The sequence below is a fragment of the Sphingopyxis sp. C-1 genome (genome assembly GCF_001047015.1).
Taxonomy (GTDB): domain Bacteria; phylum Pseudomonadota; class Alphaproteobacteria; order Sphingomonadales; family Sphingomonadaceae; genus Sphingopyxis.
Map to the genome: position 1 here is coordinate 3,076,021 of NZ_BBRO01000001.1, position 13,928 is coordinate 3,089,948.

The window sequence follows — 13,928 nt, forward strand, 5'->3', positions numbered from 1 at the left end:
GCAAATCGGGGCGCTCATAGGGCTGAACTTTACTGAACTTTGGAATATCTAGCCGGGCGATGTCCAAAGAGGGCAACGTCCGCTCACCACCCCCAAACCGACATCGGCGACAGCTACAAATTCAGGAAGGTTCGCGAATTGCCGCTGAGGATTTTCGCCTTCTGCGCGCCCGACAGCCCGTCATGCTCGCGCACCAACGCGCCGATGTCCTGCTCGCCGAGCGGAAAGGGATGATCCGAACCGAGCAGGATGCGATCCTCGCCCATCACGTCGATCAGCAGGGTCAGCGCACGCGGATCGAACACCGCAGAATCGACGAAGAAGCGATCGACGTAGGTCGACGGCGGATTGGGGCAGTCGACACGAACGATGTCGCGATATTTCCATGCATTCTCGACGCGGCCGAGCAGAAACGCAAAGCTGCCCCCTCCATGACCGAAACAGATGCGCAAATTTTTCGGCAGACGGTCGAACGCCCCCGACAGGATCAGCGAGAGGATCGAAAGCTGCGTCTCCGCCGGCATCGCAACGAGCCAGGGAAGCATATATTTGGGCATGCGCTCGCGCGCCATCATGTCCCACGGGTGGACCAGCACCGCCGCACCAACCTCGGCGCAGTGGGTGAGGAAGGTCAATATTCCTTCGTCGTCGAGATTGCGCAGCCCCATGTGATTGCCGATCTGGACGCCCAAATGGCCGCTTTCCATCGCACGGCTGACCTCGCGACACGACAGGTCGATATCCTGCAGCGGCACCTGCGCGAGCGCCTTCATCCGCTCGGGTGCATGCCCGCAAAATTCGAGCGCCGCGTCGTTGAAGCGCTGCGCGCATTCAAGCGCCTGCTCCGCCGGACGGCTGTAGCCGAACATGATCGGCGTCGCGCAGATGATCTGCAGGTCGATCCCCTGCTCGTCGAGCGCCTCCACGCGCCGCGCGGGGTCCCAGAGAATATCGTCGACGGGGCGAAATTCCTTCGCGCCCTGCATGATGAACCCTCTACCGCCGCCGGCATCGCGCAGCCAAGGTAGCCCCTCCGCCTCTGCGCGCATGCGATAGGCATCATCCATCGCAGGGAAGAAATGGCTGTGCATGTCGATCACGGCCACCTGTTTCGCGCCATTGTCAGTCATGATTTTCGCCGCACCCCTGTCTCGTCACGCGCCCGCCGGTCGCCAATGCGTGCGGGCCATGAGGTTGAGTAACGAGCGTCAGCTATCAACAATAATCCCGAGACTTGCCCTAGCTATTACAAAATGGCTATAACCTCCAAAAATCGGGGCGGAGGATCAGCATGCCTAAGTTTCACGAGAATTTCCTTCTCAGCCGGCTGAAGCTGCGCCAGCTTCGCCTCCTCACGGCGATCGCCGACGAAGGCACGGTGCTAAAGGGCTCGCAGGCGCTGAATATCGCCCAGCCCGCCGCGACGAAGAGCATCAAGGAGCTCGAAGACGCGCTGGGCGTCCAGCTTTTCGAACGCTCGTCGCGCGGAGTGACGCCGACCGATTTCGGAACGGTGATGATCAAACACGCCAAGCTGATCCTCGCGCAGCTTCGCCATGCGGGCGAGGAGTTGCAGTCGCTCGAGGAAGGCCTGTCGGGGCGCGTCCATGTCGGCACGCTGCTTGCGGCGTCGACATCGCTGTTACCGCGTGCGCTCGCCCGGCTGCGCGAACGGCGCCCGGGGATCGCGGTGACGGTCGCCGAGGGGACGATCGACCGGCTGATGCCGGGGCTCCGCACCGGGGACATCGACGTCGTGCTCGGCCGCCTGCCCGAATATCGCGAGCGCGAAGGGTTGAAGCAGGATGTGCTCTATCTCGACACGGTATCGATCATGGTGCGCGAAGGGCATCCGCTGACCGAACGAGGTTCACTCACTCTCGCCGACCTGGTCGAACAAGCGTGGGTGATGCCACCGACGCAAACCTCGCTCCGCCGACAGATCGACCAGGCCTTTCGCCACGAAAATCTGGAGCCGCCGCTCGACGTGATCGAGTCGGTGTCGATCCTCACCAACCATGCGCTGCTGGTAAGCACCGACATGCTCGCCGCGATGCCGCATCAGGTGGGCCTCAGCCAGGCGGGGCTCGTCGCGCTGCCGGTGACGCTCGAAGGCGCGGGTTCGCGCATCGGCGCGACGACGCACGCGAATGTGGAGCTGTCGGCGGCCGCCGCCTATTTCATGAGCGTCGTCCATGAGGTCGCCGCGGAAATCCGCGGCGAACTGGGACAGGATCAGGAAGCGCTGGCCGAACCGCGGGACACGCGACGCCAGACGAAATAGGCAGCCACGATCGCAACCAGCCACGGCCCGCCCGCGAAGACTGCGACCTGCCAGTCGGCGTCGATCGCCATCGTCACCGTGATCGCTCCAAGTAGAACGAGCCCCAATATCTGCGCATAAGGAAAGAAGGGCATCCGCACCGGGAGGTCGGCCGACCGATGTTTGCGGCGGAAGCGCAGATGGCTGACGAGGATCGCGCTCCACACGAGGAGCCCGCCGAACAGCACGATGCCGAAGAGATAGTTATAAGCGAGCGGCGTCAGGATCGACAGCGAGGCGGCGGCCAGAATGCCGATACCGGTAACGATCGTGGCCCGCATCGGCACATGCTGCGCGTTGAGCTCGCCGAGCTTCTTCGGCGCATAGCCACCGCGCGCAAGCGAGAAGAGCATGCGCGAGCCCAAATAGATGCTGGTGTTCATCGCCGACAGCGCCGCCGAGGCGACGACGAAGTTCATAATTCCCGCCGCGTAGGGGATGCCTGCGCTCGCAAACATCTTCACGAACGGGCTTTCGGTGACCACCTTCGCGCCGGACTCGGTCCATGGCAGGAAGGCGACGATGATGAAGAGCGCGAGAATGTAGAAAAGGAACAAGCGCCCCGCCATCGTGCGCAGCGCCGCCGGGATCGCGGTCTTCGGATCCTTGGCTTCGCTTGCCGTGCCGACGACGAACTCCAGCCCCATGAATGAAAAGAGCGCCATCAGCACCGCCAGCCATACGCCCGAGAAGCCGTTCGGCAGGAAACCGCCGGGAAGCCCCGTCACATTGTGGAGCCCGACGGGATCGCCGACGATGCCGAAGATACGGCTCAAACCGACAACGATGAAGGCGACGATCGCAGAGACCTTGATCACGGTCAGCCAATATTCGACCGAGCCAAAATTATGGACCGCCCGCGTGTTCACCCAGACGACAGTCACCGCACTGCCGAGTGCCCACATCCACACCGGCATGTCGGGGAACCACCAGCTCATATAGATGCCGACCGCGACCGCTTCGCTGCCGATCAACAGCATCTGCTGGATCCAATAGGTGTAGCGGACGACAAAACCCATCAGCGGGCCGAGATAGATTTCGGCATAAGTACCGAACGAACCCGCGGTCGGATGGACGACCGCCATTTCGGAGAGGCTGAACACCATGATCACGGCAATCAGCGCTGCGATCAAATAGCTGACGAGCACGCCGGGGCCAGCATAGCCGATCGCGATGCCCGACCCCATGAAGAGGCCGGTGCCGATCGCGCCGCCCAGACCGATCATGATGATCTGCGCCTTGGTCAGCCCGCGTTCGAGCCCCGCTTCGCGGTCGATATAGGCCTGTTCGTCCATGAATCCCCCTTGCCGTCCGTCAGGTGACAGCTTCGCGCGCCTGATATTCAGGCTGTCTCCAGATGTCACCGTCCATGATGTGGACGAGCCGGTCGACCGCATCCCACACGTCGGCATAGCCGACATAGAGCGGCGTGAAGCCGAAGCGCACCGTGTCGGGCGCGCGAAAATCGCCGATCACCCCTGCCGCGATCAGCGCACGCATGATCGGATAGCCCTCGGCATGCGCGAACGACACCTGACTGCCGCGCGCCGCCGCGTCGCGCGGCGAGGCGAGCGTGAAACCGTGCCGGTCGCAGCGCGCCTCGACCAAGCGAATGAAGAGGTCCGTAAGCGCCATCGACTTGGCACGGACCGCCTCCATGTCAGCCGCGCGATGGATGTCGAGCCCGACCTCGACGAGCGCCATAGACAGGATCGGCTGGGTTCCGATGAGGAACTGGCGAATGTCGTGCTGCGGACGATAGTCGGGCTCGAAAGCGAAGGGCGCAGCGTGACCCCACCAACCGGTGACAGGTTGCAAGCCCTGCCCTTGATGGCGTTTGGCCGCGAACAGGAAGGCAGGCGAGCCTGGGCCACCGTTCAGATATTTATAGGTGCAGCCGACCGCAAAATCCGCGCCCGCGCCATTCAGGTCGACCGGCATCGCCCCCGCGCTGTGACACAGGTCCCAGATTGCAAGCGCGCCCGCATCATGTGCACGCGCAGTGATTGCCGCCATGTCGTGGATATGACCGGTCTTGTAATGGACATGGGTGATCGCGACCGCAATCGTGTCTTCGTCGATCGCACCCGCGATCTCGTCCTTCTCGCAGAGCCGGACCTTGACCCGTCCGCCGGTCGCCGCCGCAACGCCTTGCGCGATATAATTGTTCGTCGGAAAATTGCTGCCTTCGAGGATCAGCACACTGCGATCAGGGCGCAGCGCGACCGCCGCCGAAAGCACTTTGAACAGGTTCTGACTCGTCGAATCGCAGATCACGACCTCGCCTGGCGCGGCGCCGATAAGCGGTGCGAGCTTGTCGCCAAGCCGCACCGGCAGATCGAACCAGCCCGCGCTGTTCCAGCTCTTGATGAGGTCGGCGCCCCATTCGCGCGTCACCACATCATGAGCACGCTCGCTCGCCCCTTTCGGCATCGCACCAAGCGAATTGCCGTCGAGATAGATCATCCCGTCAGGCAGATGGAAATGCGCGCGCAACAGCGCGAGCGGGTCGGCGACATCCATCGCCTCGCAGGCGGCACGGTCGAGGTTGGCGGCTTCAAGCGTCATGGAAACATATTACCTTTGTCTGCGACATTTCGCGCGCGGCATAGCGCACGCCCTCGCGGCCCATATTGCCCCGGCCCGCGCCGCCGAACGGCATGGCGTCGAGGCGATAGTCGGTCGAGTCGTTGATCATCACCCCAGCGGCGCGCAGGCGGGCCGCCGCGTAGCGGACCGTGCGGAGCGATTCGGAGAACAGCGCGGCATGGATCGCGTAGTCGGCGCGATTGGCCGCGTCGATCGCCGCATCGAGGTCGGTAAAACGGAACAGGCTGACGACCGGCCCGAATGCCTCATGGCAGGCAATGCTTGCATCGTCCGGGACATTCGCGAGCAATGTCGGCCGCACGAGCGTCCCCGCGCGCTCGCCGCCCGCGAGCAGCGTCGCGCCGCGCGATACCGCCTCGACCGTCCAGGCGATCATGCGCTCGGCCTCGGTAGCGCCGATCATTGGGCCGACGTCGGTTTCGCCGTCCATCGGATCGCCAACGCGCAGCGCCTTAAGCGCCGCCAGGAGCGCAGCCTGAAACGCGTTGAAAACGGTATCGTGGACATAGATGCGCTGAACCCCGATGCAATTCTGCCCCGCCGCGCCAAAGGCGCCGGCGACGCATGCCGAGGCCGCCTTTTCGATATTGGCATCATCCATCACGATCACGGGGCCGTTGCCGCCCAGTTCCATCGCCAGCCGTTTAATCCCCGCCGCGCGGCAGATCGCCTCGCCGACGTGCGCGCCGCCGGTAAAACTGACCATCGCGACGTCGGCATGCCCCGTCAGCGCATCACCAAAATCGCTACCGCGCCCGGTCAGCAGGCAAAGTGCCTCCTCCGGCAGCCCTGCCGCCAGCAGCAGCCGCGCGAGCATGATCGCGACGAGCGGCGCCTGCTCGGCGGGCTTCAGCACCACCGAATTGCCTGCGGCGAAAGCGGGGCCGAGCTTGTGGCAGACGAGGTTGAGCGGGTCGTTGAACGGCGTGATCGCGGCGATCACGCCGACAGGTTCATAGACATAATATCCCGAACGCGCCTCGCCGCCCGGAAAACTGTCGAAGGCGATCGTCTCGCCCGCGAGCCGCACCGCTTCTTCGGCCGAAAGGCGCAGCGTGTTGACCGCGCGTGCAACCTCGCGCCGTGCGGCACGGATCGGCTTGCCGGTCTCTGTGGTGATCGCGGCGGCAAAGCGCTCGTTATCGGCTTCGAGTGCCGCCGCGGCGGCATGAAGAATGCGCGATCGTTCGCCGGTCGACAGCAAGCGCATCGCCGCCGCACCGCGCAGCGCGCTCGCCACCGCGCGTTCGACGTGGCCTGCGTCGGCGCAGGCAACCGCACCGAGCGCCTCGCCCGACCAGGGGTTGGTCACCGGCATCATATCGTCCGCCGCTTCCCAGCGGCCGCCGATCAACAACGACCGGCCCGCCCCCAAAGCGGAATGCATCATGGCTTGTCCTTGCGCAGCACCAACTCGTCATATTCGCGGCTGTCGAGCAGGGCCTCGACGATGACCGGGCCGCCCGCCGCAAAGCCTGCTTCGAGCGCGGCGCGGAACTCGGCCGGATCGCGCGCGACCGTCACCGGCACGCCGAACAGCGACGGCCCGCCGATCGTCCCTTCGGCGCGCACTGGCGTGCCATAGATCGGGTTCTGCTTTCTTTCCTGCTTTATGCGGATCAGTGCGAGGTCGTTGTCGGTGAAGACGACGATCACGATAGGCAATTTCTCGCGCACTGCGGTCGCTAGCTCGCCGACCGTCATCAGGAAGCCACCGTCGCCCAGCACGCAGCACACGGGCGTATCGGGGCGACAGAGTTTCGCGGCGATTGCGGCAGGAAGGCCGAAGCCCATTGCAGACCAACCGTTGGTCATGATCTGCGTGCCCGGCTTCGGCGTCCGCCAATGCTGGCCGATGAGGTGCGTATGCGCGCCGACATCGCACGTCATGATGCCGTCGTCGGGCAGTACGTCGCGCAGTACGTCGAGCGCCGCACAGGGCCCGAAAGGCCCGTCGCGTCCGGCAAGTTTCGCGAACATGGCGGCCTTGCGCTCGGCAAGAGCTTCGAGGTCCCAGCGCTTGGCCGCCGCGGGCAGCGCGAGCAGCGCATCGAGCGCGGGCGCAATCGCGCCGACGACGTCGGCGGCAACTGGATGCTTGTCGCGATCGATGTCGGCAGGCGCGACGTCGATGCTCGCAAGCGTGAGCCCGTCCTTCATCCAGCTTTCGTAATTGAACTCGATCGGGTCATAGCCGACCGCGACGACCAAATCGGCCTCGGCATGCGTCTTGCCGACCATGTCGGACAGCGCGTGGAACAGGACACCAGCATAGTTGGGATGATCCTCGGCCACCATACCCTTCGCCATCGGGGTCAGCAGCACCGGCAAACCGAAGCGCTCCGCGAGCGCAACGATGCGGTCCTGCACCCCAGCATGGACGGCCCCGAGGCCAATCGCGAGCACCGGCTTTTCGGCGGCCGCGAAGGCCGCGACAAGGGCGTCGACATCGGACGCAGCCGGAGCGGGTACAGGATCCGTGACAATTGAGCCTACGGTCGCCTGCTCGACTGCCACCGCGCTCATCCCCTGCGGCAGCCCGACATGCACGGCGCCGGGTCGCCCCGACAGCGCGATACGCGCCGCGTCGGCAAGTGTCGCGACCACACTATCGGCCTCGATCCGCATCGTCGCCTTGGTGAGCGGCGCAAACAGGGCCTGGTGATCGATTGCCATCTGCACCGTGCGGCCGCGCAATGATGCGGGCATTTCGTCGGTCAGCGCAATCATCGGCGAACGGTCGAGCGTCGCACCACCGACCCCGGTCGCAAGGTTGGTAGCGCCGGGGCCGAAGGTGCCGAAGCACACGCCCGGGGCACCGGTCAGCCGCCCGCAGATATCGGCCATGAAACCCGCCCCGCCCTCGTGGCTCGCGAGCACGAAGTCGATGCCGTCGGTGGTGCGGATCGCCTCCATATAGTCGACCCAGCCGCCGCTGGGGACGCCGAAGATGTGACGCACGCCCATGTCGCGGAGCGCCCCCACGACATTGCGGGCAACATTGGTCGATTTCATGCGCGATCCTTCATGCGAGAGCCGTCCTCTGGCCACCGGCCTAAGCGCGCGCGCCATAAACAAATAATACCGAATGACTGCCCTGATATACTCTAAGAGTTATAGGAATCGATCAGACGAAACGGTTTGCGATCGTCCCGACGCCCTCGACGCCGCCCTCGACCAGGTCGCCCCGAACGATCCGGCCGACGCCCGCCGGCGTCCCGGTGTAGATGAGGTCGCCGGCCTTGAGTTCGACATAGGTCGACAGTTCGGCGATGATGTCGGCCACGGGCCAGATCATGTCGGCAATGTCGCCCTCTTGCTGCAAGACACCGTTGACCGACAGCCAGATGCGCGCGTTTGCGGGATGGCCGATCGCGTCGGCGGGGCGGATCGGAGAGATGACCGCGCTATGGTCGAAGCCCTTTGCCATATCCCATGGCCGCCCCGCACCCTTTGCCTCGGCCTGCAGGTCGCGGCGCGTCAAGTCGTTGCCGACGGCATAGCCGAACACTGTCTCGATCGCGGCATCCTGTGCGATGTCGCGGCCGCCGCTGCCGAGCGCGACGACAAGCTCGATCTCGTGATTAAGGTTGGCGGTACGCGGCGGCATGGCAATTTCAGCCGCCGCGCCGATGACCGCATCGGCGGGCTTGGCAAAGAAAAAGGGCGGTTCACGGTCGGGTGCGCCGCCCATCTCTCGCGCATGCTCGGCATAATTCCGTCCCACGCAGAAGATACGGCGAACGGGGAAGCGATCATCGCTCCCCGCGATCTCCACGGTCGGCGCGGCAACGGAAAATTTGGGGCTCATCACTGAATCCTTGGCGTCAGGCTGGCGGATAGAGCGCCGCGCGGCATTTGCTGAGGTCGGTGCCGTCAAGGCCGCCTTCCCTCACCGCATTCCACGGGCTCCCCATCTTGTCTTCGGGGCGATACCAAAAGCCATAGAGCTTGCCGTTCGCCGCGACCAGCGTTGCCGCGCCGATGCTGCCTTCTTCTTTCGAGAACCAGGCCAAGCGCATGATGCGGCCAAAGACCGTCCCGCGCAGCGTGCCGAGCCCGTCGTTGTAGCAACCGAAAATCTCGCTGCCCTGCTGCCGCAGCGCAATTGGACCATATTCATGGGCGTAGATGCCGCTCGCATCGGTGACCGCCGCCGCGCCGCGCTGATCGAGCGTGCCGAGGACCGCGAGGTCCGACAGGCGCGTCTGCCCGCTGCCCGCCCAATTGCTGTCGATGCGCAGCCGCAGCCAGCGGGCCGAAGCTTCCTTGGGCAGCTTTACCACCGTCTGCGCGTCGGCCTTCGCCTCGCCCTCGACGAGCGTTTCGAACGGCCCCTCGGGTCCCTTGGTCGAACCGAGCAGTGCGAAACGCCGCACCGGCGATCCTTCGGCGGTCTGCGACATCGACCCATCCTCGCGCACGACGGGTTCGAAACGGTTGTCGAGCGCGACCGCCGTAACCTTGCCATTGCCCGCGAGCTCGAAGTTCAGCGCGTGCGGCAGCGTGGCGCCCTTGTCCGAAAGCCAGCCATAAGCTGCGCCGCCGTCGACAAGGTTGATCGCCCAGGTCGACCAATGCCGCTTCGCCTCGCCCGCATCGGCCTCTGCAATCCCGCCCCAACTGATGTGCAGGATATTGTCGCCCGCGGGTTCGGGGGGTTTTTGCGCCGCCTTTTCGGCGGGCGAATTCGAGCATCCGGCAAAGAGCAATGCTCCCGCCAGCGCCATATTCCATGCGCGCATAAATCTATCCTCCAGCTATAAAGTCAGCGGCGTTCGGGCCAGATCGTCTTCGGCGCGCCAAGATTGGGCTTGCCGAGCAGCGGGCTCGACAAGGCGTAGACGCCGTTCACCGAAAATGCCCAGATGATGTTGCGGTCATATTCGGTATAGACCGCGAAGGTCGAGTTACCGAACGTATAGCTCGGCAATTCCTTGTCGGTCGGGAAACGCGGGACAAAATAGCCCGCAATCGTCGGCTTCGCCGGATCCTTCACATCAAAGATCTGGATACCGGCGTTATAGAAAGCATAGATGGCGAGCCCCTGCCGTCCGCGCTCAGGCTGACCCAGCCCGCCCGAACGCTTCGGCCCGAAGCTGCCGCGGCGCTGGCAATAGTCGGTGAAGCCAGCGCCGGGCGGCGGCACCGGCCGTGGGAACTTTGCCGCGACCTTCGGATGCGCCGGATCGCGCACATCGATCGAGAAAATATCTTTATAGGGCTCGTAACAGCTCTCGTTCATCGGATAGCCGTTCGAGAAGACGAAGCCGGTGCGGTCATATTGGCTGACGTCGACATTATCGAACTCGGTCCCGGCAAAGCTCGGCGGGACGCTGAGATGGCCGAGCGTTTTCGGCTGCGCCGGATTCTTGAGATCGAAGGTATAGAAGCCGAGCCCTCCCATGCCGCCGAAGCCGATCCGGCCGCCGCCCTCAACCGGCTTGGTCAGCACGATCGGGTTGCGCGATCCCATCCAGCTCGTCCGGTTGCCCGCGCGCGGATTGGCGCGATAGGCGGCCTCGCTCGCTTTGTCGCCAAGCACCTGCCCGGGCACGGTGATCTGCGAAACGAACTTCGGGTTCGCAGGATCGTCCATGTCCCAGACCTGATAGCCCGGCGAATAGAGATAATCGGGATATTCGGTCAGGCCGTAGCTGTCGTCGGGCGCCGCGGAGAGCAGCATATATTTTCCGCCCCACCAGGTCACCGCGTCGAGTGCGCCCGACCCTTGCTGCTCGCCGATGGGCGCTTCGGGATGTTTATAGTCGGTCGTACGCGTCGCGATCAGGTCCCATCTGTCGGGCGTCGGCCCGTTCATCACAAAGACCTTGAACCCTTTGAGCGAGTTATAGCGGCGCTGCGCCGCGACCTTGTCGGGCTGGCGCCGTTTATCCTCGAGCAGCCCGAAGCGCCCGATCTCGTAGGAGGCGATCAGCACGTTGCGCTGTAATTTCTTGTTCCACGCGATGGTGACGCCGCCGAAATAATCAGTGACCGCCGACGCGTCCCAATCCTCGCTCGATCCCTTTGCATCCCATACCCCGCCCTTCGACCAGACGATCTTCGCTTGTCGCGGGTCGGTGACGTCGAGGATGCGCAGATAGTCGCGGTCGTGCGTGTAAAGATAACGACGCCCGCCGAAATCGACGACATTCGCCCAGGCGTGCCACGGCGAGGTTACCGCGGGGTAGAAAGCGACGACCTCGACATTCTTTGCATAGCTGTTCTGATCCCACCCATCGAGCTGGCCGGGAAAGCCCGGAACATCAGTGGTCAGGCGCGTCGAGGCGGGATGGCGGAAGCTGCCGTTGGAGTTCATGCCGTAATCGACCCCGGGCACCGGATCGGCGGGCGGGTTTTCGGGCGTCGCATCCTGCCACGCCTTTAACCATGGATCGCGGACGTCTATCGGGCCGGGCTCATGGCCGCCCGACCAATCGGCGGCAGCCAGGATTGCGGGATAAAGCAATGCCGCCAGCATCGCCGCGCCGCCCGCCCAATATTTGCTACCGCTCTTCATATTGGCCTCCCTGCCGCTCAGAACCGGAATCGCGCCGTCACGCCATAGGTGCGCGGCGGAATGTAAGTGCCGTATATCGTGCCGAACAGTTCGAGCTTGCTCGTATAATTGAGCTCGTTCGTCAGGTTCTTCGCCCACGCGGTCAGTTCCCATTTGTCGTCAACGTCGCGCACGCCGATGCGGGCATTCAGCAGGATTTCGCTGTCGAACTTCAGGATCGGAGTGTTCGGATTGTCGAAGAAATTGGCGCCGGTATATTGAAAATCGCTGCCCGCGACGAGGACAAGGCTCTCGCTGATCGGTTGGTCAAGGTTCGCCGCGATGCCGAATGCATGTTTCGGAGTACGGCGGCAGCTATTGCCGTCGAGGTCGGTGCCGTCGTCATCGATGATCAGTTCGCCGGTGAAGTTGCACTTTGAATAGGCGTAGTTGCCCGACAGGGTGAAGGCGTCGCTGATCCGCGCCTGAATGTCGAGTTCGAGGCCATAGGCGCGCGTGCCGTTCGCCGCGTTGAACACGAAATTGTCGGGCGGCAGGCCCGGCCCGGGCGACAGGAACTGGTTGGTCTGCAGATTGTCATAGAGCGTATAATAGGCCGCGGCGTTGACGAAGAGCCGCCGGTCGGCAAGCGCGAGCTTGGCGCCCAGTTCGAAGCTGTCGGCGGTTTCGGGGTCGAACGATACCAGCGCCTCGGCGGGGGTGTTGGCGTCCTCGCCGGTCCAGCCGCCGGGTTTGTACCCCTTTGCATAGCGGGCATAGAAGGTCGCATTGTCGCTCGGCTCGTAGCGCAGCGTGGCGCTCGGCAGCCAGGCGTCCCAGCTCTGCTTGTCCGAAACGGTGAAATCGACCGGGGCGCCCTCGAACGACACGCCCGACCGATCATTGGTGTAATTCTTGCGGTCGTAGGCGTAGCGAAGCCCCGCCTCGAACGTGAGCTGATCGGTGATGCTGTAGCTGAGTTCGCCGAAGACGCCGATATTGTCGTTCTTCGACGTCGTGACGGTGTGATTGCTGCCCGGGAAAGGCGATGCCGGAGTGCCGCCGAATGCCATCGAAAAGGCGAATTCGGTGATCGACGAGAAATCGGCGAAGAGGAAATTCACGTCCTCGGCGCGGCGGATCTTCTCGCGCATGTAAAAGACCCCGCCTTCGATCTGGAGCGGGCCGCCATTGTTCCAGCGCAGGCGCAGTTCCTGCGAGAATTGGCGCACATCCTCCGCCTTGCCGCTGTCGAAATAGCTGTCCGGAACGGTCGCGAGATAAGTGTCGAGCCCGGCGAGCATTGCCGGCGTGATGTCGGGCGCGCCCGTCGCGGGATCGATCGCGAAGTTGAAAAACATGCCCGATCCGTCCTCGCGCGCCGCGAGCGAGGAATCGCGCCACGCGGTCTGCGACACAATGCTGAGTGCGTCGCTCGCCTGCCATTCGATCGAGCCACTGAGACCGTACATGTCCGAATTCTGGAAGCCGGTGAAATTATGCGCGCCGCGGCGGCGCTCGGCGCTGCGGAACGGTGCGTTGCGGTCGGGCAGGACAAAGCCCGGCAAGCTTGCGATCGGCGGCGCGAAGAAGCTGTTGAAGGTCACTTCCTCGCTGTCGCCGGGGACGATGATATCGACCCAGCGCGCGCCGTCGCGGTGCCGCGTATAATCGGCCGACAGGTTGATATCGAGCGTCGCATCGGGTTGCCAGCGAAGTTGGCCGCGGACCGACTGGACATTCTGGTCCTCCTCGTCACCGCCGCGGGTGTTGGTCGCATAGCCGTCATGCTTGCGCGAGCTGACCGTCAGCCCGAGCCCGAGCGTGTCGGACACCGGACCGCGAACCGAGGCCGCGGCGTCGAGCCTGTTGTAATTGCCATAGGTCGCCTCGAAGCGCCCCTCGAATTCCTTGCCCGGCTTTTTGGTCACATAGTTGATGAGGCCGCCGACAACACTCTTGCCGAAGCGCAGCGACTGCGGCCCCTTCAGCACCTCGACGCGCTCTAGATCGTAAAGATCGAGCAGCGACCCGGTGCCGCGCGACATATAGGCACCGTCGAGGAAGATACCGACCGCACCGTCGGCGCCCGCACCCTGGATGTCAGAGCCGATGCCGCGAATGAAAAGCTCGGTGTCGACAGCGCGTTCGGCGCTGAGCTTCAGCCCGGGAACGCGATAGGCGATTTCCGAAAAGTCCTTGATGCCCGAGCGTTCGAGAGCCGCGCTGCTGAAGGCCTGCACCGAAATCGGCACATCCTGCAGAGTTTCCTCGCGCTTGCGTGCGGTTACGACAATCTCGTCGCCATAGCCTTCGGCGGCGGGCGCCGACTGCGCTTCGGCAGTTCCGGGCAGCGCACATGCTGCGGCGGTTACGAGCAAGGCGCAGCGCCAGTTTCGGTTCATTCGCATTACATAGCCTCCCCAGCGGCCGGACGCACCTTGTCCTCTTGCGGGAAGGTTCCGTATCGGCCTGAACGATTGGACGGCCGAA

10 protein-coding genes are annotated in these 13,928 nt (G+C 64.0%); 1 reads left to right on the forward strand and 9 read right to left on the reverse strand.

The window, feature by feature from the left end:
* Positions 1–113: 113 nt before the first annotated feature.
* Complete coding sequence (locus SC1_RS14415; protein ID WP_062183046.1) at positions 114–1,130, reverse strand: amidohydrolase family protein; 1,017 nt, start codon at positions 1,128–1,130, stop codon at positions 114–116.
* A 161-nt stretch (positions 1,131–1,291) separates the two neighbouring features.
* Between SC1_RS14415 and SC1_RS14420 the strand changes: the two genes are divergently transcribed.
* A complete protein-coding gene (locus tag SC1_RS14420; RefSeq protein WP_062183047.1) occupies positions 1,292–2,284 on the forward strand; it encodes a LysR family transcriptional regulator in 993 nt (330 codons plus the stop codon).
* Here the strand turns inward: SC1_RS14420 and SC1_RS14425 are convergent.
* From SC1_RS14425 to SC1_RS14460, 8 genes are all read right to left on the reverse strand, one after another.
* Positions 2,236–3,618, reverse strand: coding sequence for an amino acid permease (locus SC1_RS14425; RefSeq protein ID WP_062183050.1), 1,383 nt, complete (start codon positions 3,616–3,618; stop codon positions 2,236–2,238). The genes SC1_RS14420 and SC1_RS14425 overlap by 49 nt on opposite strands.
* 19 nt (positions 3,619–3,637) lie before the next feature.
* Complete coding sequence (kynU, locus tag SC1_RS14430; RefSeq protein WP_062183053.1) at positions 3,638–4,891, reverse strand: kynureninase; 1,254 nt, start codon at positions 4,889–4,891, stop codon at positions 3,638–3,640.
* Positions 4,881–6,320: an aldehyde dehydrogenase family protein gene (locus tag SC1_RS14435; RefSeq protein WP_062184245.1), complete on the reverse strand. Its 1,440-nt coding sequence runs from the start codon at positions 6,318–6,320 to the stop codon at positions 4,881–4,883. Before SC1_RS14435 ends, kynU begins: the two co-directional genes overlap by 11 nt.
* Positions 6,320–7,948: a thiamine pyrophosphate-binding protein gene (locus SC1_RS14440; protein ID WP_062183055.1), complete on the reverse strand. Its 1,629-nt coding sequence runs from the start codon at positions 7,946–7,948 to the stop codon at positions 6,320–6,322. The genes SC1_RS14435 and SC1_RS14440 overlap by 1 nt, the downstream gene beginning before the upstream one ends.
* A 112-nt stretch (positions 7,949–8,060) precedes the next feature.
* Positions 8,061–8,744: a fumarylacetoacetate hydrolase family protein gene (locus tag SC1_RS14445; RefSeq protein WP_062183057.1), complete on the reverse strand. Its 684-nt coding sequence runs from the start codon at positions 8,742–8,744 to the stop codon at positions 8,061–8,063.
* Positions 8,745–8,760: 16 nt separating this feature from the next.
* Positions 8,761–9,678 carry a hypothetical protein gene (locus tag SC1_RS14450; protein WP_062183060.1) on the reverse strand — a complete coding sequence of 306 codons (918 nt, stop codon included), beginning with the start codon at positions 9,676–9,678 and terminating at the stop codon, positions 8,761–8,763.
* Positions 9,679–9,701: 23 nt separating this feature from the next.
* Positions 9,702–11,456 carry a hypothetical protein gene (locus tag SC1_RS14455; protein ID WP_062183063.1) on the reverse strand — a complete coding sequence of 585 codons (1,755 nt, stop codon included), beginning with the start codon at positions 11,454–11,456 and terminating at the stop codon, positions 9,702–9,704.
* Between the two features lie 17 nt (positions 11,457–11,473).
* The gene (locus SC1_RS14460) at positions 11,474–13,846 is read right to left on the reverse strand and encodes a TonB-dependent receptor (RefSeq protein ID WP_083435858.1); all 2,373 of its coding nucleotides are present in this window, start codon (positions 13,844–13,846) and stop codon (positions 11,474–11,476) included.
* Between the last annotated feature and the right edge of the window lie 82 nt (positions 13,847–13,928).

Coding starts and splice junctions, on each gene's coding strand:
- SC1_RS14425 (WP_062183050.1), bottom strand. CDS start 3,618: ATGGACGAACAGGCCTATATCGACCGCGAAGCGGGGCTCGAACGCGGG.
- SC1_RS14440 (WP_062183055.1), bottom strand. CDS start 7,948: ATGAAATCGACCAATGTTGCCCGCAATGTCGTGGGGGCGCTCCGCGAC.
- SC1_RS14460 (WP_083435858.1), bottom strand. CDS start 13,846: ATGCGAATGAACCGAAACTGGCGCTGCGCCTTGCTCGTAACCGCCGCA.
- SC1_RS14415 (WP_062183046.1), bottom strand. CDS start 1,130: ATGACTGACAATGGCGCGAAACAGGTGGCCGTGATCGACATGCACAGC.
- kynU (WP_062183053.1), bottom strand. CDS start 4,891: ATGACGCTTGAAGCCGCCAACCTCGACCGTGCCGCCTGCGAGGCGATG.
- SC1_RS14445 (WP_062183057.1), bottom strand. CDS start 8,744: ATGAGCCCCAAATTTTCCGTTGCCGCGCCGACCGTGGAGATCGCGGGG.
- SC1_RS14435 (WP_062184245.1), bottom strand. CDS start 6,320: ATGCATTCCGCTTTGGGGGCGGGCCGGTCGTTGTTGATCGGCGGCCGC.
- SC1_RS14455 (WP_062183063.1), bottom strand. CDS start 11,456: ATGAAGAGCGGTAGCAAATATTGGGCGGGCGGCGCGGCGATGCTGGCG.
- SC1_RS14420 (WP_062183047.1), top strand. CDS start 1,292: ATGCCTAAGTTTCACGAGAATTTCCTTCTCAGCCGGCTGAAGCTGCGC.
- SC1_RS14450 (WP_062183060.1), bottom strand. CDS start 9,678: ATGCGCGCATGGAATATGGCGCTGGCGGGAGCATTGCTCTTTGCCGGA.